Here is a 24,066-nt window from a genome sequence, read left to right on the forward strand (position 1 = left end):
GGAGGCGACATGGAAGAGGCACGATTGAATATTCTGGTGGTAGATGACGAACCCGATATCTGCGCGACCCTGGCAGAAATTCTGGAGGACGAAGGCTACAGCGTGCAAACGGCAGGGAGCGCGGAAGCCGCCGAAGCGCTGCTGCGCGATCAGATGGTGGACCTCGTCCTCCTCGATATCTGGCTGCCCGGTGAGGACGGTGTCAGCCTTCTGCGACGCTGGGCTGAAGCGGGTCTGGAGCAGCCGGTGGTGATGATGTCCGGGCACGCCACCATCGAAACGGCGGTGCAGGCGACCAAGCTGGGCGCCTATGATTTCATCGAAAAGCCACTGTCCCTGGACAAAACCCTGCTCACTGTTACCCATGCCCTGGAATCCAGTCGTTTGCAGCGCGAGAACCGCGATCTGCGCGCCCAGGCTGGTTGGATAGAGCGGCCGAGCGGCGAGAGCCCGGCGATTCGCCAGTTTCGCGAACAGTTGCAGCGGGTGGCTGCGGTGGACTCCTGGGCGTTGCTGCTGGGCGAGCCGGGTAGCGGAAAGGAAGTGGCCGCGCGTTATCTGCACCGGCAAAGCCGACGGGCACAGGGGCCTTTCGTAGACCTGCGGGCCGCCGCCATCGCTCGCCCCAATGTCGCCATTGAGCTCTTCGGCAATGAAGATCATGGCAAACTGACCCGTGGACGTCTGGAAGTGGCCCATGGCGGGACGCTCTTCATTGATGAAATTGCCGATATGGACCTGGAAACTCAGGCGCGGCTGTTCTCGGCCTTGCAGGAGCGGCGCATTATCCGGGTGGGTGGGACGACGCCCGTGCCCGTGGATGTACGGGTGATCGCCGGAAGCGCACAGGATTTGGCACTGGCCGTGCAGAGCGGGCAGTTTCGCAGCGATCTCTACTACCGGCTCAGTGCCCTGCCCCTGAAGGTGCCGCCGCTGTCCGCGCGGAGTGCAGATATTCCGGCGCTGATAGAAGAGTTTGTACGCTTTTATGGCGCCCGCGATGGCTTGGCGGCGCGCCACTTCGCTCCGGAAACCCTGGATGTGCTGCACCATTATCCCTGGCCGGGCAACGTCCGCGAATTGCAGAATCTGGTGGAGCGCTTGCTGATTCTGGCGGAAGGGCCGGAGGTCAGTGCGGAAGAGGTAGAGGGCGCGCTGGGTCTGGATAATCGCCTCGTCCTTGCCAACAGTAATTTCGATGGGGAAGATTTTGGCGGTACCCTGAAGCGCGCTCGGGAACGTTTTGAGCGTGCTTTCCTCGAATATCATCTGGCCCGTAATGACTGGAATATCGCGCGGACGGCAGAAGTGGTGGGGCTGGAGCGCACGCACCTGTATCGCAAGCTGAAGAATCTGAGTATTGCCCTGAAGGGCGAACGGCATGTGGGCGAGGATGGGGATGAGGGGTAGGGGTTGTCCAGGGGGCAAAAGAAATAGCGAAAACGGTTAAGCAGTATCATGAACATGTAGATGGAAGTGATTATCCTGATGGGTTGAATGGGATAAAGACTTCCATAATGGCTTGAGCCTTGCTTTATCATTTTTCCAGAAATGATCGCCAGATAAAATCCGGTTCTGATGCTGCACTCTAAAAAACACGCAAAAAAATATTGAGGTGTGCGCATGAACGATTATTATAAATATTCTCGTCTGGTCTTTATTGTGGCTGCTGTTATCACCATGTCTTCACCATTGGCGCACGCGGCCAATTGGTTTTCTGTGCAGGGAATTTCTCCGGCTAATGCCCCTATATTTGGTGTTTCAGGATTTATAGAGCCTAGTATCTATGCCATGTCCGGTACTGATGCTATAGTGGGAAAGCAGAGTGCCGTGCCCAATATTAATCGCGTGGCTCCAAATGACACCCAGAGTACTATGGCGACCATAGTTCGCGCACGACTGATGTTGCGTGGAAATTTAAATAAATATATATCCTATTTTTTCGGTGGCGAGTTTGGAAGTGATGGATTTACTGATATCCGGAAAAAATACCAGCCAGGGCTGATCGACGGACATGTTACCTTTAGCTACATTCCTGGAGCTCGCATCGAAGTTGGTCTCATTCGCGCTCCCAGTGCAGAAGATGCTATGCAGGGATTCATGGCTAATAACTTTGTCGTTTTGCCAACGGTGATAGGTCAATTGATGCAGCAAACTTTTTACGATTCTGCTGCGAACTACCATCAGGCAAATATTTCCGGGAGGCCTTATCTCATCGGTGGCTCGAATACGCTGGGTGTAAATGCTTATCGTTATCCTGGAGTTCAGGCAATGGATTGGTTTCGATGGGGACACTGGGAGCTCGCCTATGGTGCTATGGTGGGCATCTACGGCAGTGTCGCTGCCGGTAATCAGTCCAATAGTCCTCTTGTTGCCGGGCGCCTGCAGGGTTCTTACATTTTTGGTGGTAAGGGGCCTTTCCGCAGTGATGTCACCGCTTGGGTCTGGTATCAGCACGCGCGGCCACAACTGGGAGATCAGAGCTATGGCATGACCCGTGATGGTATCGGATTCCAGTATTTGCAGGGTTACATGCACCAATGGGGACGTCGTTTGCGATTTGAATATATTCACGGTTCAGGCTGGATTTCGGCCCCCTCAGCTTTTAGCTCCAATGCAGGGTTAACTCCTTCTGCCGCCACCTCAAATCTCACGAATACGCAGCTATATACCGGAAGTAACAATAAGGCTAATGGTTATGATATCGAAGCGGGGCTCTTCTTTACGAAACGTATCGAGGCCGATATACGCTACGATTATTACGACCGTCTCCCTAATAATCCAGCTCAGCAGCGCATTTTCAAAACCTGGGCGCTTGGGCTGCAATATCACATTACTCCGCTCACTAAAATTATGGCTGGTTACTACTTCCGCAGCTTGACTGCGCCACTGTCAAGTTCGGTGCCTGACAGTATCAGTAATGCAGTAGACAACGAATTAGCGATGCAAGCTATGATTAGTTTTTAGCCTTCTTAAGTGAGCCTTACATGTTGTTTTGAAGTGCGAAAAAGTCGCCCCATTACAAGGCGTCATTATGCCAAAATATAGAAAAACAAGCGCGGCTAAGTCGGACCGAATAAAATCGGCAGATTAAACCGTATGATTGACATTTATAGGATAATAGACATGTTTAAAAATATGCGTGTTGGACTCCGACTTGGCTTATCTTTTGCCGTTGTTATTTCTTTTTTTATTCTTATTGGAGCGACAGCCTGGTGGAGCATTGCTCAACTGCAGAATGATCTGGTGCGTGCTACTGGTAAGGCACCGATGAATATTCATAAGGTCGATTCTGTGCTACTTGAACTGGCGGCCATGAAAAGTCAAATGGATTTGGCTCATGCTTTTCCAGCAAAGGCGACACAAATAGCCAAAGAGTTGCAAGCGTCCAACGCAAGCATTATGATCAATTTTAATTTTCTGCATGCCAACATGCTTGTGCCTCGTACCCAGGCTATTCTTCAACAGTCAAAAACGGATTATGTGGTGTTCTATAAATCGTCGCAGAATTATCTGCGCATGCTTAGTGCTGCACTGCCAACCGCGAGCGACTGGTCGCAACAAATAAAAGCAGCAAATAATTATTACAATAATTCAGTGCTGCTTGCTGAACAACACTTACATAAAATCAACACGGAATTGCGGGTTGCTCCTATACATGCTATGGCCAGTCTAAAAAAGCAGAGCGCCAACCAGGTGCGCATGATCGCTGAGGTGATGATTATTCTTGCCCTGATTTCCGTTGCGCTGGGCATCTGGATCGCTTGGTGGACCACACGATCTATTACTCAACCTCTTGTGGAGGTTATGACTATTGCAGAGCGTGTGGCGAATGGAGATCTGACCGTGCGGATGGTGGCACGCACCGGCGATGAGACCGGTCGGATGATGGAGTCCATGGCTACTATGGTGGATCACTTGAAACAGATTATTGGCGGAGTGCGAATCGCTGCTGATGATGTAACGCAGAAGAGTGTCGAGATTGACACGTTATCGCAAGGCCTCAGATCTGAAACGACCAAAGCCAAAGACCAGTCAGACTCCATATTTACGGCAGCAAAAGCCATGAATGTCGCCACCACGAATGTGGCTCAACATATGGAGGAAATTGCATCAAATGCACAACAGGCCAAAATAGAGGCAGATAATGGAGGGCGAGTCATTGGACAAACTCTTGATGCGATGAACGAGATTGTGACGAACATCGATGACATAGCGCAGACAGTCAACCAGTTTGGCAAGTCCAGCGCGCGCATCGGAGAAATCGTCAGCACTATCAATGATATCGCAAACAAAACCAACATGTTGGCGTTAAATGCCGCTATAGAGGCGACTCGCGCAGGAGAAAGTGGCAGAGGATTTGCTGTTGTCGCTGACGAAGTGCGCAGTCTGGCCAACAGGAGCGTAGAGGCAGTGGAGGCCATTCGCACCATTGTAGAAACCATCCAGCGAGATGCCCAGGACGCCATACGGGCTATGGAATCTGGAAAAGAACATGTCCAGCACGGAGCCAGGCAGGGAGATGAGGCTCGGCAGGCGCTTTCCTTGATCACAGGGCAGATTGACTCTGTGTCGGATAAGGTGATTTCTGTGGCCTCGGCGATCGAGGAACAGAGCACCATCGTCCAGCAAGTGACCGAGAATATTCTCCATATATCAACGGCGATGTGCGACATCGATGTTGCGAGCGAGGCTGCGCGCAATCAAGCGGAGCGATTGAAAAAGTCCGCGAATTTGTTGCGCGAAAATATCGGCACCTTTAGAATTTGATGTTGGATTTGATCCATCCGCATGGCACAGGCCTTCGTGACCCGCAGGCGATCCCCTTCCAGGGCGGTGTGATGTTTTCTTTCACCCCCCGGGCGCTTATTGGTCGTCGCTTCTGCCGTGGGTAAAGATCCTGTCCTGCGGACGGCAAATCAGGGTACCTCATAGGTCATAAACAGCAAGTCCAGAAAAATGCAATCATGGTACACCGTTCCTCCTAAAGCGGATGACGACAAGTTTCCCAAACATTTATTTAGTCGAGGTAGACATCGACATCGTGCTCGCGGCGGTCATCCATGAGCGGAATCCTGTCTTGCGGCAATTCAGTGTCATCCAGGGTAATGCGCACTACCCGCGCTGATGCGGTGCTATCAGCATGGACGGTGATATGGTACAGCGTGTCGCGGTAGCGGTAGTGGACCTTGTAGAATTTCCAGTCCGCCGGGACGCAGGGCGTGATGCGCAGGTGATCAACTTCAAGCGACAGGCCCAGCAAGGTTTCGATCGTTAATCGATACATCCAGCCCGCTGCGCCGGTGTACCAAGTCCAGCCACCACGACCAACGTGCGGTGCGGTGCCATAAATGTCGGCGCAGATAACGTAGGGTTCCACTTTATAGCGGGCGATAGACTCTGCGCTACTTCCATGGTGGACCGGGTTGAGCATGTTGAATAATTCCCAGGCCCGCACTTTGTCACCCAGCTGGGCAAAAGCCATGGTGGTCCAGACAGCGGCATGGGTATATTGTCCGCCATTTTCGCGCACACCGGGCACATAGCCTTTGATATAGCCGGGTTCGAGGGCTGACTGGTCGAAGGGTGGGTTAAGCAGCCGGATAAGCTGTGCATCGCGACTCACCAGATGTTTGTCCACCGCCGCCATGGCCTGTTGAGCCCGCAAGGGATCACCCGCACCGGAAAGGACGGCCCAACTCTGGCTGATGGAATCTATTTGACATTCGTCATTCGTAACAGAACCGAGGGGCGTACCGTCATCAAAATAAGCCCGCCGATACCAGGCACCGTCCCAGGCATTTTTTTCTACGTTCTCCTGTAATACGGCGGCCTGTTGCAGACAAAGATCAACGATAGCGCTGTCCCCCCGGCTGCGCGCGAGCCCGGCAAACTGCTGCAGATTCTGAATCAGGAACCAGGCCAGCCAGACGCTCTCACCCCGACCCTCGTGACCGACCAGATTCATCCCGTCATTCCAGTCGCCACAGCCCATCAGCGGCAAGCCATGGGCACCAAAGCGCAAGCCGTTTTTGAGCGCCCGCACGCAATGATCATAGAGGCTGGCGGATTCGGCAGATTGCTGGGGCTGATCGTAGTAAGACTCTTCCTCGGGATTCAGCTCGCGGCCTTCGAGAAAATGAATGGTTTCGTCGAGCACGCCACTATCGCCAGTAGCCATCACAAAACGACAGGTGGCATAGGGTAACCAGAGATAGTCGTCCGAAATATGGGTGCGCACCCCTTGGCCGTGGGGCGGATGCCACCAGTGCTGGACATCCCCCTGACGGAATTGGCGTCCTGCACAACGGATCAGTTGCTCCCGGGCCAGCCAGGGTGTGCTGTGAATCAGCGCCATGCTGTCTTGTAGTTGATCGCGGAAACCATAAGCCCCGCCCGACTGGTAATAGCCGCTGCGGCCCCAGAGTCTGCTGGAGATGGTCTGGTAGACCAGCCAGCCGTTCGCGAGTACGTTCAGTGCAGGATCCGGGGTTTCCACATATATCGTACCTAAGGTCCGGTTCCAGTATTCCCGCACCCCTGCCAAAGCTTGCCGCGCACGCTCTCTACTGGCGAAGCGGTCTGTATATTGCTGCGCTTCGTCGGTGCTGGCTGCGGTACCAAAAACAAACACGATCTCGCGCTCCGCGCCTTCAGCCAGATGAATCGGTGTTTGTATGGCGGCACAGGGATCAAGGCCTGCCCCTGTTTTACCCGACAAACGGTTGCGGTACAGTGCCGCAGGCTTGGCAAGCGTACCATTACGGCCGATAAACTCGCTGCGGTTGCCAGTGATCGTACGCTCCCGTTCACTGGTCTGAACGAAAACGACCCGATGCCCGCACTCGCGGCCATAGTCATTGTGGGCATACAGCGCACCGTTGTGCGGATCGCTTTCAGTGACGATATGTATCATATTGGCATGACGCCACTCGCCGAGCACCAGTTCCCAGTATCCCGTCAGCGAAAGCTGCCGCAGGCGTTTGGAATGGTTGCGCAGTTTGACCACCACGAATTTCACCGGCGCGTCCATCGCGACGTAGGTGGTCATTTCTGAAGAGATCCCCGACTCATAATGTTCAAAAACGGTGTATCCAAATCCGTGGCGGCATACATATCCGGACTGGCCGCAGGCGGGTAGTGGAGAGGGGGACCAAAACGCCCCCGTGTCTTCGTCGCGGATATACAGAGCTTCGCCACTGCTGTCACTCAGGGGATCGTTGTGCCATGTGGTCAGACGGAATTCATGGGCGTTTTCGACCCAGGTATAGGCGCCGCCGCTCTCGCTGATGACGGTGCCGATATGCGGACTGGCAATCACATTGACCCAAGGGACGGGCGTACTTTGGCCCGGCTCGAGGCTGATGACGTATTCACGTCCATCCGCCGTGAATCCACCCAATCCGTTGAAAAAGATACGTTCACGCGGAAGCAGCGGTTGTATGATCTCGGTGGCGGGGGGAGACCGCGGATTCAGCGGAGCAGGGAAGCGATCCCCGGATACCCGCCGTTCCACCTGCTCCAGCAGGGAGTCGGCGCTGTCGGTGAGGATAATGCGCGCGACGGTCTGGAACAGCACGCGATCCTCTTCGGAAAGTTCTTCGGCGCGGCGTACAAAGACGCCACCGGGTTTGTCGATGACTTGCCCTTCCGGACCGGTGTGAATCAAGCCCATAATCTGGTCTTGTAGCGTGGCCCGGTAACTGGTGAAATCTTCGTTGACGATCACCAGATCGGCCGCCAGTCCTTGCAGTCGCCAATAGGCATGGGCCTGCAGTATTTGTTTTACCAGATTAACGCGGTTTAATTGACTGACGTGCAGCAGCACAATCGGCAAATCGCCCGATATCCCGAAGCGCCACAGGCCGGACTGCCCTAACTGATTACGGGCAATCACGCTGGGCGTGGCCCGGCGCAGGGCGCTGGCGTAGACCACGGAATTGGCGAGACGGCCATACACCTGGGCATCGGCTTCACTGGCGCGCAGATGCCGGAGCACTTCCTGGCCCTGGAACCAGGCCATTTCAAAAGCACGTTCCACCAGATGACGATCGCTATACTTCTCCAGCAGGGCAATGGCCGCCGCACGGGTATCGGCAAGTCCGGAAATGATCTGCACCGTCGCGGACGTGTCTACGCCAAGCGTCAGCGTACGCCGGATGGCCACAATGGGGTCTAATACGGGACCCTCGCTATTCGATAAGGTGGCCTGCTGTAGACTATCGAAGACACGCGGATGCTCGACGGTACGACCACGGCCGATGAACTGCGCACGATCGGTTTCGTAAGATGCTGCGCTGGCGGTAACTCCCGGAGCCGCAAACAGATGAAACATCCAAGGTACTTGCTCGTCCGGTGAGCGGCGACGTCGGGTACAGAGAATCGCATTGTGCTCTGCCAGAATTTCGGTCTGAACGAACAGGTTGCTAAATGCGCGGTGAGCAAGGTCGGCATTCAGCGGCGCGAGGACAAGCTCGGTATAACTCGTTAACTCTATCTGACGAATGCGCGAGGAGACATTGGTGAGCGTTACGCGGCGGATCTCCACATCGTCTTCCGGCGCAACAGCGACCTCCATATAGCTTTCTATCATCTGATCGCGGCGACGGTATTCCGCCCGCGCCTGGACGAAAATCGCCTCATAGTGATCGGCTTTGCTTCGGGTGGGTTGATGGGTCGTCGACCAAAAGTGTCCGGAATGATGATCACGCAGGTAGATGAAGGTTCCCCAGGTGTCTATGGCGGTATCCTCGCGCCAGCGGTTCACGGCGAGACCACCACGATGGCTGTAGCCGCTGCCAGCGTGGTTGATCATGACGTGGTAGTGGCCATTAGACAGAAGGTGGACTTCTGGCAGCGACGTATCCGGATTGGTGAATACGCGCATAATCGCGGCGGTCTCGGCGCTGGATACCTTTGCGGCGGCGCTGACTTCAGCCGCATGGGGATGCAAGGTAGCCTCTTGCCTGGGCAGACGCTCCTGCAACAATAACTGAGTGGCCTGAATGCCGGGATCAGATAAAAACCGGCGCTGCATCGGCTGATTGAGAAGGACATGGGCAAAAGCCAGGAGGCTCATGCCCTGATGATGCGCCATAAAGGAGCGGACAATGGCATGACTCTCGCCCGGTGGTACCCGGGATGGCGTGTAATCGATGGCTTCGTAAAATCCATAAGTACCGAGAAACCCTTGCGCAGCAAGGGCCTGCAAGTTGTGGCATGCCGCCCAGGGCAGCACGGTCAGGGCCAGCGCGCTGGCATAGGGTGCAATCACCAAATCATCGCCGAGACCGCGTTTGAAACCGAGACCGGGAACCCCAAAAGCCCGGTATTGATAGACTTGATGCATGTCCATGGCGTTGAAGCAGGATTCCGATATCCCCCAGGGTATGGCGCGCTGGCGACCATATTCTATTTGGCGGGAGACGGCCGCTTTGCAGGTCTGGTTGAGCAGCGTGTTGGGGAAATCCGGCATGATCAATTGCGGCATGAGATACTCAAACATCGAGCCGCTCCATGAAATCAAGCACAGTTCGCCGCCGTAGCTCGTCAACAGGCGACCCAGCGAAAACCAGTGTTTTTGTGGTGCCTGCCCTTGTGCAATAAGCAGAAAACTGGCCAGGCGTGCTTCTGATGCCAGCAGGTCGTAGCAGGCGGGATCACGGCGCCGTTCCCCGACATCATAACCAATAGCCAGCAGGTCGCGCGTATGGTCGTAAAGAAATTCAAAATCCATCACCGCCAACGCGCGGCAGCGATCCACCAATTGATCAATGACCCGCAACCGTTCTGCGGCAGACGCCCGGGTGTTTGCCGTCCCCATGGCAATGTCATTGGCCAATTCGGCCAGTGTCAGGGCAGCGTTTAAATGCCGCGCTGCAGGGGTGAGGTCTTCCAGATCCGCCGCGAAAGCGCGGCATTGTTGATCAAATGCCCGCACCCAGTAAGCACATTCGCTATCCGCCGGAGCATCGGCGGGGAGCCCATTCACGAGCTCGCTGCTGATCCGTTGAATATCAGCAAGCCGGTCACGGGCATCCAGCAGGGATGAGGGGAACCCGTTGAGCACCGTGGCAGACAGTATATCGTGCAGTGCATGGACTTTTTCGGTCAGGTCCGCCGTGGGGATGTCGTGGATGCATGCTGCCAACAGATGCAGCGTATCCTGCAAACCCGCAAAGGCATTATCCGGCAACACCGGATGATCTTTGAGCGCGTTCAACCCCGCCTGGAGGGTGAGCAGGCAGCCGCCAAGATTGCCACTGTCCACCGCTGAGATGTATTGCGGACTTAGTATTTGCAGGGTGCGCGTGTCATACCAGTTATAGAAGTGACCGTGATAGCGTTCCAGTTGCTCCATGCTTGCCACGGTGTTTTCGGTCAGTTGAAGGAGCTTGCCGGCGGAAATATAACCAAAATCATAGGCCGCCAGATTCGCCAGCAAGGACATGCCCATGTTGGTCGGTGAGCTGCGCGAGGCAATGACCGCTGCGGGATACTCCTGGAAATTATCGGGGGGTAACCAGTGCTCCGCAGGGCCGACAAAGTCATCAAAAAACCGCCAGGTACGCCGTGCCGACAGCCGCAGAAAGTGTCGCTGTGTGTCATCCAAACCCGTAACGCCGGTCCGCAGCGGCTGACTGATCCGCCATGCGATAAGCGGTGAAAACAGCCATAACACTAAAATGGGCGTACTGAACAGTAAGGCCGCGGGCGAACTGAGCCCCAGATTGGCGGCAACCACCAAGACTATCCCGATAAAGATGGCGAGCAGTGGTGCACTCCATATCTCCCTGAAAAAATCGCCGGGGGTATGACAGGCGTTACGGTATGCGTAGGAGGGCAGCTGCCAAAGCAACAATCCCCGACGGGTGAAGAACATTCGCAGGCCTGAGCGGAGAATGGCATCCAGGCTCATCACGGCATCATAGGGCAGCAGTGCGACAGTCAGTAGCGCGGAGAGCAGTGGGCGAATTGCCGAAGCTCTGGTCAGGGCGAGATGTGCTGCCAAGTCGAGGTCTTGAGGCTTGCGGAAGAGGTCGATGAGCGGCGAAAGCAGGACCGGCACGAGGATGATCGCGGTTACCAGTGTGGTCCATAACCAGGAGAAGGCCGAGTCCAGGAGCCATCCCCCCGCCAGCAGTAACAACAGCGCGGACGACACCAGGCTGCGACGGAGATTGTCAAAGATTTTCCACATCGACAAGCCCGATAGCGGATTGGCCGGACGCGGTGCCTGCATACCGTTGGCCGTTGGGGCACCGGGCACCGACGGCAACAGCCAGCCGGCAATCTGCCAGTCACCCCGAATCCAGCGATGTCGACGGGAGGCCTCTGCGGTGTAACTTCCCGGCAATTCTTCGATCAGGACGACGTTGGTCGCCAGTGCCGCACGGGCATACCCGCCTTCCAGTAAATCATGACTGAGGATGAGGTTTTCTGGAAAACGGCCATCAACCGCCTGGCGGAAGGCATCTACATTGTAGATGCCCTTGCCGATGAAGGAGCCCTCGCTGAAAATATCTTGATAGACATCGGACACCTCGCGCGTATAGGGGTCGATACCGGAATCCCCGGCCATGAGTTTGGTGAATGGCGATTGACCGGCACTGGTCAGGTCGATCGCCACGCGGGGCTGAATGATCGCATAGCCATCGACGATACGGCCCTTGTCGGCGTCATATACGGCCTGGTTAAGTGGATGCGCCATATCACCGATCAGTGCCCGCGCCGTGTCACGGGGCAATTGCGTGTCGGTATCGAGGGTGATGACATAACGGATGCTGCCGAGGATGGACAGGTCGCCGACCTGCTCCGAGAATGCCGACACCCCCGCCCCCCGGAGCAGCGCATTAAATTGTTCCAGTTTGCCGCGTTTGCGTTCGTAGCCCATCCACACCCGTTCAATTGGGTTCCATACCCGCGGCCGATGAAACCAATAAAATAGGCAAGGTCGATCATCGGCATAGCGGGCGTTGAGGGTCTGAATAGCGACACGTGCATAGTCGATCAATGCAGCGTCTTCCGGACAGGTCTGCTCTGCCGCATCCCGAAAATCCGTCAGTAACGCGAAGTAAATATTGGGATCGCGGTTTCCGAGGTGGCGGATTTCCTGGGCCTCCAACAACGCGTCAATTTCTTGGGGCGTACTCAGCAGCGTCGGGATAACAACCATGCAGCGGTGCGCATCAGGAACACCCTGCGAAAAATCCATCTGCGGCAGGGTGCCGGGCGCCATAAAGAGGGTAATCAGGCGATTTACCAGAGAAACCGCCAAAGCTGAAATGCTCACAACCCCGACAATGCCTAGCCACCAGAAACGCCAGTCTGCAGAGCTGAGACCGGCAAGGGGGAAGCACAAAATTAAACTGATCAGTGCCGTCGATAATAGTATGGCGCTGATATACAGGGAAAGACGGAGATGGTCGCCCATCTGTCGGACCGCTGACCGCCATTCAAAGTGACAGCCCATCGCCCGCTCAAGGCGTTGCCGACCCCGATCCAGCAGATAATAGCCGACATGCGCAGCGCGATCGCCGCTGCCGGTTTGCTGCGCTACCGCCTGGGCAAGTGCAATCGCCTCCGCCGCCACGGCCAGCTCATCACGCCTGCTGCTGCGCGCAATATCTTCAATAGCGTGGCGATAACAATCGCGTGTTGCGAAATTTTGTCCGGCGTATATTCCCATAGGGTCTTGGTGCAGGCTTTGTTCGACAACACTGTATGCTTCGACATGATCCCGCCAGTCCACAGCGGTGAGGAAGCGCAGGCTTCCAATACTGTTTGCCATGGATATCTGGTTGGCAGCGGACCTTCTGGCGGACACTTCGGACAACTGCGTCGCGGTTATGCCCTGTTCGAGTAATTTATGTTCGACCCAGGTTTGCACGAACGCCATAGCGGGACCGTAGGCCTGCAATCTGGCGTAAAACTCCTCTACAAACGGTGCCGTCAAGGGCATATCCGCATGCGCGAATTCAGCAAGTAGCTGGATCAGCAGTTTCGGCTTTTTTTCTGCGGTGGCGAACATGCGATCCGCCCAGTTCATGGCGGCGTTGCGTTCCTCTCGCCGGCAGGCAACGAGCAGACCAGCACGGCGTAGGTTTTCCAACAACGCCAATTGCAGCATGATGGGGAAGGCCCATAATTCGCCCAGCGTTAATGCCGTAACGCTTTGGTAGGCCTGAATATAGGCGCTGACGTTATCACTGTCGACACGGGCATCCTGATGCGCAATCAATTCAGAGGCGAGGTCGTAGATACGGGGGAATCCCGCTAAGCTGCCGGATTGCAGGCGTGGCAGTTGCTTGCCATAGCCGCTAGGCAAATGTTTTCGTGCCAGAATGATTTGTTGCTCGATGAGGTAGAAATTATCGAGCAACCAAATCTCGCCAGCCAGGGTCCGCTGCTCAGTCTGCGCGGTTCCTGCGGTGACCACGTCATAGGCCGCACGCAAAACAGCGGCGTTGTCGGCCAGGCGTGGTAGCAGGCGATCTGGCCCGGGGTATGGATTGATAGCATGCTGACCAGCCAACGTTACCGCATGTTGTTTCAGTTGTTCAACGCTGAACAACTCCGAGCGTAACAAGTTCGTATCCGATGCGTTGTTCAGGGCATTTTTTACGCAGGACGAAAACTCTAATTTTTTTGTAGCTATAACGCTCTCCTCGGAATAACCTGACGACACATTAGAGCATCACGTATTCTCCCTTGCTTCTGTGTACCGCAACCTGTTCCTGTTACGGGACTCCCCCACATTTTTTTGACCGGGCGCCGATGATCTCAGCGGGGAACGATGGTGACTCCACTACCGCCGGAATTCTTCTTGGCCTGTTTGGCCTGTTTCTTCTCTTTGGGCGACATCGCCGGCTGCTTCTTGGTTTCTTTATTGCTCTGCTGTGTTTTGCTCATGATATTTTCCTCTGTGCAGGTGCTTGGAATATACAGCCAATCTGGAGTGATTTTATCACCGGGCTTTAATGCGTCTTGCTCTGGTATCCTTCACCATTGGTCATAGCATCGTGCAGCTCTTCTCTGAGTCCTGCAATATTGGCCTTCCTGGATCTCAATTGTTGCTCGGCGCGAATGACACCTGCCTGGTCATGATGGGCCTTCAGAGTGATAATCCTTTCTTCCAACTGGTGCTGAGCGATCTCTTCATGGTTGAGCTGCGCGCGCATCTGAGCGATGGTCCTGTTATGCGTGAGCGGATAAGGGGCCGATGCCCTGTCCGTACTTGCCTGGGCTCCGGCAGCGAAGCTACCGATAAGCAGTATACCGGTCATGGTTGCCATCCAACGGTTCATGATCATGCTCCTATGTGGTGGTGTGCGAAGGTCCACCAAACGTCGTCCAGTATAACCCATTCCTGGTCGCTGCGTGCGGCAACAGCTTCGTCAATTCCATTGGCACGATTAATGTCTGGCTGGTAATCTTGGTAATCAGGGTCACTAACGGCGAATTTGCTGTTATTCAGAAGGCTGATGATGGCGGCTCCGATCTGATATACTTGCGAAAAGGACTGGAGATCCCGCCAACATGCCCTCTCTGCGCCATGTATTATCCGCCCGGCGTTTATTGCTGGCTCGTTTCATGGGAATCAAATCCAAGAAGAAAATCGGGGTGTTTTCCCGCAGTGACCGTGGAATTCTGTGGGGAACCAGGGTTTTTTTCATCGCTTTGGCACTCTTGTTCATGAGTATTGCCTGGTGGCGTGCCGCTGATCTGAAGCAGTCCATTCATGCCGATTTTCATAACTGGGCGGAAGTCACGGCCACGCAAACCGCCGGCATAGTGGCCGCCAACATCGACGCACGTTTCTTTGACCTTGCCTTCCTCAGAAATGCTTTTTTTGCGCAGGGCACGGACCATCTGTTACCGAGTGCCAAGGTTCTTTCTGCCTTTGTCGCCTTTCAGCAGACCCATCCGGCCATTATGGCCATCGATGTCCGGGATCCGTCCGGCAATCGAATCGTCTGGTCGAGCGTGCAGCAGTCGACCCGGCGCATTGCTTCGGGAAATGATTTCACGCCCCTACCTGGGTATCCAGATCGCTTCATGGGAAAGCCTTTCTACGCCCATCGGGCGCATGCCTGGGTACTGACCATGCGGCAGCGTATCCGGAACAGCGAAGGCCATGTGCTGGGGTTCATTGGCTGTTCCTTCATACTTTCCCATCTGAGCGTGATCCATACGCCGCCATATCTGCAATCTATCGTCCTCATGCGTCCTCATGGGCAGATTATATCGATCTGGAAAGAAGGCCACTGGGCGGCACCGGGTACGCCTCTGCCCCGGCCCGTTGGTCAAGTGGTGGTTCCTGTCCCCGGTTATCCCTGGGTTTTGCAGGTGCAATGGACGGCGGCGGCACTGGATCACGCCTTCTGGCGGGTGGAACGGACGCGGCTGTCCATTCTGCTGGCCGCTTTGTTCGTTCTGGCCGGGGTGGCGCTGTTACTACAACTCCTCCGCCGGATACTGCGCTTTCGCCAATACCAGATGGCAGCGATCCTGGCCCAGCAGGATTTGCTGCGCCAGGAGGATCCCGAGGTTATGTATCGGCGGCTGGTGGCGGTCGTGGTGGAGCAGACGGAAGCCATCGGCGCCTATGTCGTCGTTCCCGAGGCGAACAGCGAGTGGTTACGGGTCGTGGCCGCCAGCGCGGATACACCGGAACTTCGACAGGCCATGGAAGCGCTGACACCCTCCCGTGATGCGGCGCACTTCCCTTATGGCGATATGATCCCCAGTCGGGCCTTCCGCGAAAAAACCGCACAGGGACCCACCCGTCCGCAGCAGTCTCCCGCGATGACGGCCGTACAACAACAGCAAGCGCCGCTGTCCCGTATTCGGAGTGTCATGGCCTATCCGGTTTTCGTGTGCGAAGACACGGAGCCATCCGCCGTGCTGGTGATAGTAAGCGACTTGTCCCGGCATTTCACCCCATCCCTGCAGCGCTTGCTCGGCCAGTTGGCCGCCACCCTCGGTCTGGCCCTGACGCAGCGGCGGCAACACCAGGCACTCATCTCTCTGGAAAAATCCCTTCAGGAATCGTCGGAGAAAAATGAAGCCTTATTGAACAATGCCAGTGATGGTATTCATGTTCTTGACGAAAACGGCTTTCTGATCGAGGTCAATTATCGGTTCTGCGCCATGCTCGGCTACTCCCGTGCGGAAATGTTGGGTATGCACGTTTCCCAGTGGGACGCCGAGAACAGCGCCGGTGTGCTGAAGGAGTTAATCGCCCGGCAATTTTCCACAGCAGAGTCCTTGCGTTTTGAGACCCGCCATCGTTGTAAGGATGGGACCATTATCGATGTGGAAATCCATGGTTCACCCATCCAGATACAGGGAAAATGGGTATTGTTAGATTCTGCCCGAGATATTACCAAGCGCAAACTCTTGGAGGCGGATTTGCAACGGAGCCTGGAGCATCAGCGGCAGCTCACAGATTTTAATGTGCTGCTGGGTGAGGTAAATCAAGCTATCACTCGCGCAGATGATGAGGGTTCTCTACTTCAGGAGGTTTGCGACCTCATTGTGCAGTATACCAGCAGCGCCCTTGCCTGGATTGGCAGACCTGATGCGCAAGGAGATTTCCAGGTGTTGGCGGCAGCCGGAGAAACCGGTTATCTGAATGATATAAAAATATCCAGCCGGGCGGATATTCCAGAAGGACAAGGAACCACCGGGATGGTCTGGAGACAGCAAAGGGCCATCTATGATGCCGACTTCTCCCAGAATGCGGAAGCCCTCTGGCGAGAGCGTGCCGCACGTTTTGGATTTCACGGTAGTTCTGTGCTGCCGATCCGTCGGAACGGAGTCCTTTGGGCCGTGTGCATCGCCTATGCAAAAGGCGATGCAAAGGTGGCGGATACCGATGTTCGTGGGATCATGGAAGAGATGGCCAAAGACATCAGCTTTGGGCTGGACCATCTGGATGCAGTCCGCCGGGAGCGTGCTACCCAGGATTTCAATGAGGCGCTGCTGAATAACCTTGCTGCGGGCATCAGCATTGTGCGTTTTCCGGATCAGGTTATCGAACGGGTAAACGCCCGCATGCTGGAAATCTATGGAGCCTCTTCGGTGGAGGACTTGGTGGAGCTTTTTGCGGGAAAGAGCTGTCCCGATCAGGAAAGCAGCGCAAGCATGGCCACACTCGCGCAGGAAGTGCTCGCTGAGGGCTATGGGGCACTGAAAGATCTCGTGATAAAACGCAAAGATGGCCAGATTGTTTATGTGGACGTTTCTGGTCAGCGACTGCTGACGGATCCGAAACATCCCGTTATTGTGTGGACCTCCATGGAGGTTACGGAACGTCATCACCTCATGGGTGAGTTATCCAGGCAATCTCTTTCTGACCTGTTGACGGGCTTGCCTAACCGCCGCGCCCTGGATATGGAGATGGATCGCGCTATAGCCCACGCAGCGCGGTACAAGAGTCTTCTGGCGTTATGTATGCTGGACCTGGATAGTTTTAAGCCGGTGAACGACACTTATGGTCATGACGCCGGAGATCAGGTGCTGCGGATCGTCGCCCAACGCTTGCCGCAGAGCCTGCGTAAAACCGATTTTATCGCGCGTGTAGGCGGCGACGAGTTTGTCGTGCTGGTAGAGAACTTAGACCGCCTGGATCCCTTGGAAGCCATCCTCGACACGATCGGAGCGTCGATCAGTGCGCCTATCACCCTGGAGGACGGGCAGCTAGTAAGTATCGGTCTCAGCATGGGGGTGGCCATTTATCCTTTTGCGGGGGGAGATAATCCCGACGCCCTTCTGCGTCTGGCCGATCAGGCGCTATATGAGAGTAAGGCCCACAAGGCCAACCGGGAGTTTTCCTGGGTACTTTTCGGCGAGGAAACCCGAAAAACACAGCGCACAATGGCGCAACGTCTACTGGATACCGGAGCTCTGGAGATCTGGTATCAACCGATCCTGGATAGCCGCACCCGCAAGGTGGTGGGTGTAGAGGCGCTGTCTCGCTTGCGGGATGCAGAAGGAAAAATCTGGTCACCGGCGGAGTTTCTGCCACAATTACAAGATGCCGATTTGTTTGTGCTCAGCAAGAAAGTTCTGGATCAGGCATTGACGGACCTGCCCATCTTGGAGGCTCAAGGGTGGTCCTTGTGGGTATCCGTGAATGTAGATCCAAGTTCCATCTCGGAATCCAGCACCTTGTGGCTGCGGGAAATGGTTGCCTCGGGCAGGGTGGATCCGTCACGCATCACCTTGGAGATTCTCGAAGGAAGTGACTTTCTGGAACAGCCCGCCGCCTTGAAGTATCTTCTGGAGTTGCGGGCGCTTGGCGTGCGTCTGGCCCTGGATGACGTGGGCAGTGCCTACTCCTCCCTCTTGCGCCTGAAAGATCTTCCCGTCGATGAGATTAAACTGGATCAGGGTTTTATCCGAACCCTGGAACAGCACCCCCAGGATCTCCACTTTGTGGAATCTATCCAGGCCCTCGCCGTTGGAATGGGCGTGGATCTGGTGGTGGAGGGCGTGGAAACGGATGACATCCTGGATGCCGTAACGATCATGGGTGCCAATTTCCTCCAGGGTTATGCGATCGCCAGGCCCATGCCACTGTCACAGTTACAGGCATTTCTCGATCCGGCACCTTCGCATCAGCGGCAGCAGCCCGCCAGCCTGCTCGGGCTCTATGCCACACAGCTCGTTAATCATGGCGCGTTGAAAAAAACGATTTGTTATAATCCACGCCTGGTGGACTGCGCGACACTGGCGAATGCCACAATCTGTCCTATTCATGCGGATATGCATCGCCTGGGAATTCCTGACGACGATCCGCTGTATCGGCTTCACGCAGAATATCACCAAGCCATCGCAGCCATGAATACCCTATTGCTTTCTTCTCCCATAAATGGTGATTGGCGCGTTGTTGAACAGGCGGAAAAGGCATTTGAGGCGGTGATTCTGGATGCGTTCCAGCGCAGTAAAGCCGTAGAAGAACGATAGACAAACCCATCGGGCAACCAGCGGACAGCTAAGGTCCGTACCTCATGCCTGTCCAGGATGGTCGGTCATCCCGCCCCGTGGCGGATAGGGAAGGCCTGTGCCCACGCCGCCACATCAAAACCCAGCAAGCCTTGATCACCGTCGGTCAATATGGGCCGCCGGATCAGGCTGGGGTGTGTTTCCATCAGTCTAAGTGCGGATTCAGCATCCACGACGATCTCCCGTTCATGCTCTGGCAAGCGTCGCCAGGTAGTCCCTTTGCGGTTGATGAGGAGTTCCCAGTCCCAGCGCTCCAGCCAGTGGCGGAGTTCCGCCATCGGCACCCCGGCCTTCTGGTAATCGTGAAAGCGGTACTCCAGCCCTTGGCTGTCCAGCCAGGCGAAGGCTTTTTTCATGGTGTCGCAGTGGCGAATGCCGTAAATCTGAATGGTCATACGTTCTCCCGCTTTTTCAGAATCAATACCTTGAAGCTCTCGCCCATTTCCTGCGGCAGGGTGAGGCGTTTAATCTCATTGTTCAGGGCGAATATGCCGTCGTCACCCGCCTGCGCGCAGAGGGCGCCATACACCTCGGCCAGGCCATGCTCTATCAGAAAGCGGGCGAGATTACCGTAAAAGGCCACTTCCAGCCCTGCCGTCACCGCAGCGGTCATCAGCGCGGTAAAATCCACATGGGCAGTGAGATCGCAGAGGCCCGGCAGGTAAAAAGGATCGTCCAGCCAGTGGTGGCGATAGTAGGCGCGCAGGCTGCCGGTCTGCCGCTGCGGGTGATAAAACTCCGCCGCTTCGTGCCCGTAATCAATCAGGAGGATGACGCCGGAGTCCAGGCGGGCGGCGACCTCGCGTAGCCAGGCTTCTGCCGTAAGGTTGATTTCCGCCCGATAGGGCCGGGGCCAATGTGGTACATAGGGCGCCAGGCGCGCCGCCAGCGGCGTAGCGACCGGCGGCGGCAACAGCGCCCACTCCAGTGCCTCGCCAGTCCAGCGCACACCGCATTCGTGCAACTGCCCGGAGGCGTCCAACTCCAGCACCTGCACCGGCATGGCATCCAGTACTTCGTGAGCGAGCAGCACGCCGCGCCAATGTTCCGGCAGCGTTTGCCGATGCTGAATGCCGGGCACGGCCGCGTGTTGCCGCGCCTGCAAATCGGGGCTGGGTTCCAGCAGGGTATAGGGCGTGTCCGGCAAATCTCGCAGGATCTGCCCGGCCAGCGCGCCGCTCCCAGCGCCAAATTCCAGAATGCCGTCCGGCCCTGGATCAGATTGCAGGGTCCGGGCCAGCACGGCGGCCAGCACCCGGCCCATTTCCGGAGCCGTAACGAAGTCGCCGGCTGCGCCAAAGCGGGTCTGTCCCGCCATATAATAGCCCAGCCCCGGCGCGTAGAGGGCGAGTTCCATATAACGACGAAAGGAGATTATCCCACCGGCGGCGTCGATTTCCTGCCGGATATGCGTCAGCAACGCCGCCGAGTGGGCCAGCGCATCGGCGTTCGGGACGGGCAAACTTGCCTTGCGCGCCCTGTGAGAATGGGTTAAAAAATCAGGACGCTCTACGCGCATGGACACCTCTTGAAAGCTACCGGAAAAGTCGTTCTCATCACTGGCGCCGCCCGCAGGGTGGGCGCCGCCATTGCCCGCCAGCTCGCGGCGGAAGGCTGCCAGCTCGCTCTGCATTATAAGCGATCCGCCGCAGAGGCCGAAGCCCTGGTGCAGGATCTGCGCATGCAGTATGGCACCGAAGCCTTTCTGATCGCCGGCGATCTCAGCGAGGCAGAAACCCCCGCTCGCTTGATAGACGCGGCTATCGAACATTTTGGTCGTCTCGACGGCCTCGTCAATAACGCTTCTTTATACGCCCCTGCCCCTTTTGGCGAAATCACGTCGGGTGACTGGGCAGCGATGGAGGCCGTGCATCTGCGCGCGCCCCTTTTCCTGACCCAGGCGGCCGCACCCCATTTGCGGAAAAGCGGCGGCGCCGTCGTCAACATCGGCGACATCCACGCCGAAATCCCCCTGCGTGGCTACCTGCCCTACAGTGTCACGAAGGCTGGTTTGTTAGCGCTTACCCGCGCCCTGGCCAAAGAATTGGGGCCGGAAATACGCGTCAACAGTGTCTCGCCCGGCGTGGTGCTCTGGGCCGAGGATAAAGACCCGCCCGATGGCGACCAGCAGGGACTCATCGAGCGTAACGCCCTGAAGCGTGTCGGCAGTCCCCAGGATATTGCCGGCGCCGTCGCCTATCTGCTCTTCGATGCGCCTTATGTCACCGGCCACAATCTCGTCGTCGATGGTGGTCGCATGTTATATTGATGGCCATGAGCTCAACCGTAAAATCCCCCATCCGCTTTTATAGCGAAGAAGAACTGGACGCCCTGGAGGGTGAAGACCCCCTTGCCGCAGCCAAAATTGCCCACGCCCAGGCCATGGCCGAACGCGGACTCGACCGCCAGAAACGCTACGGACCCGACGACCCCCTGCCCGAACCTGCGGCCGTGGCGGAAGCGGTGCAGACCGTGCGCCACATTCTCAAGCGCGATGGCGGCGATATCGAACTGGTGGAAATCATCGAACGCGATGTGCGGGTACGCATGAAAGGCGCCTGCGCCGGTTGCCCCAATGCCGTCATCGACCTCAAGCAGGTCGTCGAGCGTATTGTCGGCGCGGTGCCGGGAGTGGTCAGTGTGAGTAATACCTTTTGAGGCCGGACCCGAATACCCCGCCCAAAGTCGGCTTCGTCAGCCTCGGTTGCCCCAAGGCCACGGTGGACAGCGAGCGCATCCTCACCCAGTTGCGTGCGGAAGGCTATCTGCTGGTAGGGGATTACACCAGTGCCGATGTCGTCGTCGTCAACACCTGCGGCTTTATCGACGCGGCGGTGGAAGAATCGCTGGAGGCCATCGGCGAGGCCCTGGAGGAGAACGGCAAGGTGGTGGTCACCGGTTGTCTGGGGGCCCGCGAAGGCGGCAACTTTGTGCGCAGCGCCCATCCCAAGGTGCTCGCCGTGACTGGCCCCAATCAAGCCAGTGCGGTGCTCGATGCGATTCATGCGGCGCTCCCTCCGGCCCACGATCCCTACACCGATCTGGTCCCGCCCCAGGGCCTGCGCCTGACGCCGCCCCACTACGCCTACCTGAAAATCTCCGAGGGCTGTAATCAGTCATGCAGCTTCTGCATCATTCCCAGCATGCGCGGCAAGCTGGTGAGCCGCGAACCGGACGATATTCTGCGCGAGGCCGAGGCGCTGGTGGCGGGTGGTGTCAAAGAGCTGCTGGTAATTTCTCAGGATACCGGCGCTTACGGGGTGGACCGCAAATACCGCACCGCCTTTCACAATGGCCGCCCGCTCAAGACTCGCATCACCGATCTCTGCGCGGCCTTGGGCGAACTCGGCGTCTGGGTGCGCCTGCACTACGTCTACCCCTACCCGCATATCGATGAACTCCTGCCCCTGATGGCGGCGGGCAAGATTCTGCCCTATCTGGATGTGCCTTTGCAGCACGGTAGTCCGCGTATCCTCAAGGCCATGCGCCGCCCCGCCGCGGCCGAAAAAACCCTCGACCGGATTCTCGGCTGGCGCCAGATCGTGCCCGATCTGACCATCCGCAGCACCTTTATCGTCGGCTTTCCCGGCGAAACCGATGCGGACTTTGTGGAGCTACTGGATTTTCTGCGGGCGGCAGAGCTGGACCGGGTGGGCTGTTTCGCCTATTCGCCAGTAGAAGGTGCGCCCGCCAATGCGATCCCCGGAGCGGTGCCGGAGTCGGTCAAAGAAGAACGCCGCGCCGAATTCATGGCCGTGCAGGAAGCCATCAGCCGTGGGCGGCTACAACGCCGGGTGGGCCAGCGTCAGCGGGTGCTGGTGGACGCCGTGGGCCGGGGCGGCAAAGTCACCGCCCGTTCGGCCAGCGATGCCCCGGAGATCGACGGCGTGGTCCATCTGGGCAAGGCAGCGGGGTTGCAGGTCGGGGACAGGGTGGAGGTGACGATCACCCGGGCCGATGCCCATGATCTGTACGGGGTGCTGGTGTCGGCCTGATCCCGGCCTTGGGTCGCTCAGGGCAAGCGATTGCCCCGCTCGATCCGCACTCCCACATCCCGTGTGCCGCGCACGGCGGCGGGCTTGTGCACCGTCACCTGCACCCAGACCGCACCGAATTCACTGCGAATGATGTCCGCAATCTGCTCGGCCAGGGTTTCCACCAGTTCCACTTCTGATGCTGAGATATGGGCGACCAGACGCTGGCAGATGGTCTGATAGTTGATGGCGCTCTCCACCTTGTCCGTCTGGGCCGCAGCCCGCACATCGGCGGCAATGTCCAGATCGATGAGTACCGTCTGTTTGACCTCGCGTTCCCAGTCGTAGATGCCGATACGGGTATCTACCTTCAGTTCACGTACAAAAAGAATATCCATGCTTATCCCGAAAAAAGCGACAATCTGCCGCAGCTCAGCTTATAATAAACAATTTTCTGACTAAAGCACCGCATGTCACTTCTTCTGGATATTGTCCTCACCGGCGGCGGATATCTCGTCGGTTCCATCGCCACCGCCATTCTGGTGGCGCGTGCCTTGGGTCTCGGCGACCCGCGTCTGTCCGGATCGGGCAATCCGGGCGCTACCAACCTCCTGCGTATCGGCGGCAAAAAGGCCGCAGCACTGACCCTGGCGGGTGACCTGAGCAAGGGGGCGATCCCCATCGTTGTCGCCCGCCTGCTCGGGCTGCACGACTGGGCGCTGGCTGCCGTGGCCCTTGCCACTTTCCTCGGTCACCTGTATCCGGTCTTTTTTGGTTTTCGCGGCGGGAAGGGGGTGGCTACCGCGCTGGGCATTCTGCTCGCACTGAAACCGGCGCTGGGCGGGTTGATACTGGGCGTCTGGATGTTGGTGTTTGCGCTGACGCGCGTGTCCTCGCTGGCGGCGCTGCTGGCGGCGCTCAGCGCGGTGCCTTTCGCTTTTGTCTTGTCTTCCGGGACCAGTCTGCGGGCGCTCATCATCGTGCTGGTGCTGCTGGTCCTCTGGCGTCACCGCAGTAACATCCGCCGCCTGCTGGATAGCAGCGAAAGCCCCTTTAAAAAGCGTTAAAGCCCTTCAGTCCG

At 56.9% G+C, this 24,066-nt stretch carries 14 protein-coding genes; 8 read left to right on the forward strand and 6 right to left on the reverse strand.

Annotation, left to right across the window (positions count from 1 at the left end; all coding sequences use genetic code 11):
• The first annotated feature begins 9 nt into the window (after positions 1-9).
• The 3 genes from H2515_RS00100 (at position 10) to H2515_RS00115 (ending at position 4,770) form a co-directional block, all read left to right on the forward strand.
• On the forward strand, positions 10-1,410 hold the full coding sequence (locus H2515_RS00100; protein WP_035191760.1) for a sigma-54-dependent transcriptional regulator: 1,401 nt from the start codon (positions 10-12) through the stop codon (positions 1,408-1,410).
• Between the two features lie 213 nt (positions 1,411-1,623).
• Positions 1,624-2,967, forward strand: a complete 1,344-nt coding sequence (locus tag H2515_RS00110; RefSeq protein WP_198660616.1) for a porin — start codon at positions 1,624-1,626, stop codon at positions 2,965-2,967.
• A gap of 159 nt (positions 2,968-3,126) precedes the next feature.
• Positions 3,127-4,770, forward strand: coding sequence for a methyl-accepting chemotaxis protein (locus H2515_RS00115; RefSeq protein WP_232821470.1), 1,644 nt, complete (start codon positions 3,127-3,129; stop codon positions 4,768-4,770).
• A gap of 250 nt (positions 4,771-5,020) precedes the next feature.
• On the opposite strand, the gene H2515_RS00120 is transcribed toward H2515_RS00115, so the two are convergent.
• The 3 genes from H2515_RS00120 to H2515_RS00125 all read right to left on the reverse strand — a co-directional run bounded on the left by H2515_RS00120 (position 5,021) and on the right by H2515_RS00125 (position 14,306).
• A complete protein-coding gene (locus H2515_RS00120) occupies positions 5,021-13,588 on the reverse strand; it encodes a GH36-type glycosyl hydrolase domain-containing protein (protein WP_198660618.1) in 8,568 nt (2,855 codons plus the stop codon).
• A gap of 194 nt (positions 13,589-13,782) precedes the next feature.
• Complete coding sequence (locus H2515_RS16265) at positions 13,783-13,911, reverse strand: hypothetical protein (protein ID WP_014027541.1); 129 nt, start codon at positions 13,909-13,911, stop codon at positions 13,783-13,785.
• Between the two features lie 65 nt (positions 13,912-13,976).
• Positions 13,977-14,306, reverse strand: a complete 330-nt coding sequence (locus H2515_RS00125; RefSeq protein ID WP_198660619.1) for a hypothetical protein — start codon at positions 14,304-14,306, stop codon at positions 13,977-13,979.
• A gap of 232 nt (positions 14,307-14,538) precedes the next feature.
• Here H2515_RS00125 and H2515_RS00130 point away from each other — a divergent pair, with 232 nt between their 5' ends.
• Entirely contained in the window at positions 14,539-18,972 is a 4,434-nt protein-coding gene (locus H2515_RS00130) for an EAL domain-containing protein (protein ID WP_198660620.1), read from the forward strand.
• 65 nt (positions 18,973-19,037) lie between these two features.
• Here H2515_RS00130 and H2515_RS00135 read toward each other — a convergent pair whose 3' ends face one another.
• The gene (locus H2515_RS00135) at positions 19,038-19,406 is read right to left on the reverse strand and encodes a Spx/MgsR family RNA polymerase-binding regulatory protein (protein WP_198660621.1); all 369 of its coding nucleotides are present in this window, start codon (positions 19,404-19,406) and stop codon (positions 19,038-19,040) included.
• A complete protein-coding gene (locus tag H2515_RS00140) occupies positions 19,403-20,530 on the reverse strand; it encodes a class I SAM-dependent methyltransferase (RefSeq protein ID WP_198660622.1) in 1,128 nt (375 codons plus the stop codon). The genes H2515_RS00135 and H2515_RS00140 overlap by 4 nt, the downstream gene beginning before the upstream one ends.
• A gap of 9 nt (positions 20,531-20,539) precedes the next feature.
• On the opposite strand from H2515_RS00140, the gene H2515_RS00145 reads away from it, so the two are divergent.
• Genes H2515_RS00145 through rimO form a run of 3 tightly spaced genes read left to right on the forward strand, consistent with a single transcriptional unit; the run spans position 20,540 to position 23,006 of the window.
• Positions 20,540-21,280, forward strand: coding sequence for a pteridine reductase (locus H2515_RS00145; RefSeq protein ID WP_071182480.1), 741 nt, complete (start codon positions 20,540-20,542; stop codon positions 21,278-21,280).
• A 5-nt stretch (positions 21,281-21,285) separates the two neighbouring features.
• Positions 21,286-21,669 (forward strand): NifU family protein, encoded by a 384-nt coding sequence (locus H2515_RS00150; RefSeq protein ID WP_071182482.1) that lies wholly within the window; start codon positions 21,286-21,288, stop codon positions 21,667-21,669.
• Positions 21,666-23,006: a 30S ribosomal protein S12 methylthiotransferase RimO gene (gene rimO / locus H2515_RS00155; RefSeq protein ID WP_071182473.1), complete on the forward strand. Its 1,341-nt coding sequence runs from the start codon at positions 21,666-21,668 to the stop codon at positions 23,004-23,006. Before H2515_RS00150 ends, rimO begins: the two co-directional genes overlap by 4 nt.
• Positions 23,007-23,023: 17 nt before the next feature.
• Here the strand turns inward: rimO and folB are convergent, their stop codons facing one another.
• Positions 23,024-23,383 (reverse strand): dihydroneopterin aldolase, encoded by a 360-nt coding sequence (folB, locus tag H2515_RS00160; protein ID WP_014027549.1) that lies wholly within the window; start codon positions 23,381-23,383, stop codon positions 23,024-23,026.
• Between the two features lie 72 nt (positions 23,384-23,455).
• Here folB and plsY point away from each other — a divergent pair, with 72 nt between their 5' ends.
• Positions 23,456-24,052, forward strand: a complete 597-nt coding sequence (gene plsY / locus H2515_RS00165) for a glycerol-3-phosphate 1-O-acyltransferase PlsY (RefSeq protein ID WP_071182474.1) — start codon at positions 23,456-23,458, stop codon at positions 24,050-24,052.
• Positions 24,053-24,066: the final 14 nt, after the last annotated feature.

Source organism: Acidithiobacillus ferrivorans (assembly GCF_016250455.1).
Lineage (GTDB): Bacteria > Pseudomonadota > Gammaproteobacteria > Acidithiobacillales > Acidithiobacillaceae > Acidithiobacillus > Acidithiobacillus ferrivorans.

What these genes read in the sequence shown, in the direction of transcription:
- plsY (WP_071182474.1), top strand. Translation starts at nt 23,456, where the DNA reads ATGTCACTTCTTCTGGATATTGTCCTCACCGGCGGCGGATATCTCGTC.
- folB (WP_014027549.1), bottom strand. Translation starts at nt 23,383, where the DNA reads ATGGATATTCTTTTTGTACGTGAACTGAAGGTAGATACCCGTATCGGC.
- H2515_RS00150 (WP_071182482.1), top strand. Translation starts at nt 21,286, where the DNA reads ATGAGCTCAACCGTAAAATCCCCCATCCGCTTTTATAGCGAAGAAGAA.
- H2515_RS00115 (WP_232821470.1), top strand. Translation starts at nt 3,127, where the DNA reads ATGTTTAAAAATATGCGTGTTGGACTCCGACTTGGCTTATCTTTTGCC.
- H2515_RS00100 (WP_035191760.1), top strand. Translation starts at nt 10, where the DNA reads ATGGAAGAGGCACGATTGAATATTCTGGTGGTAGATGACGAACCCGAT.
- H2515_RS00125 (WP_198660619.1), bottom strand. Translation starts at nt 14,306, where the DNA reads ATGAACCGTTGGATGGCAACCATGACCGGTATACTGCTTATCGGTAGC.
- H2515_RS00135 (WP_198660621.1), bottom strand. Translation starts at nt 19,406, where the DNA reads ATGACCATTCAGATTTACGGCATTCGCCACTGCGACACCATGAAAAAA.
- H2515_RS16265 (WP_014027541.1), bottom strand. Translation starts at nt 13,911, where the DNA reads ATGAGCAAAACACAGCAGAGCAATAAAGAAACCAAGAAGCAGCCGGCG.
- H2515_RS00140 (WP_198660622.1), bottom strand. Translation starts at nt 20,530, where the DNA reads ATGCGCGTAGAGCGTCCTGATTTTTTAACCCATTCTCACAGGGCGCGC.
- H2515_RS00130 (WP_198660620.1), top strand. Translation starts at nt 14,539, where the DNA reads ATGCCCTCTCTGCGCCATGTATTATCCGCCCGGCGTTTATTGCTGGCT.
- H2515_RS00110 (WP_198660616.1), top strand. Translation starts at nt 1,624, where the DNA reads ATGAACGATTATTATAAATATTCTCGTCTGGTCTTTATTGTGGCTGCT.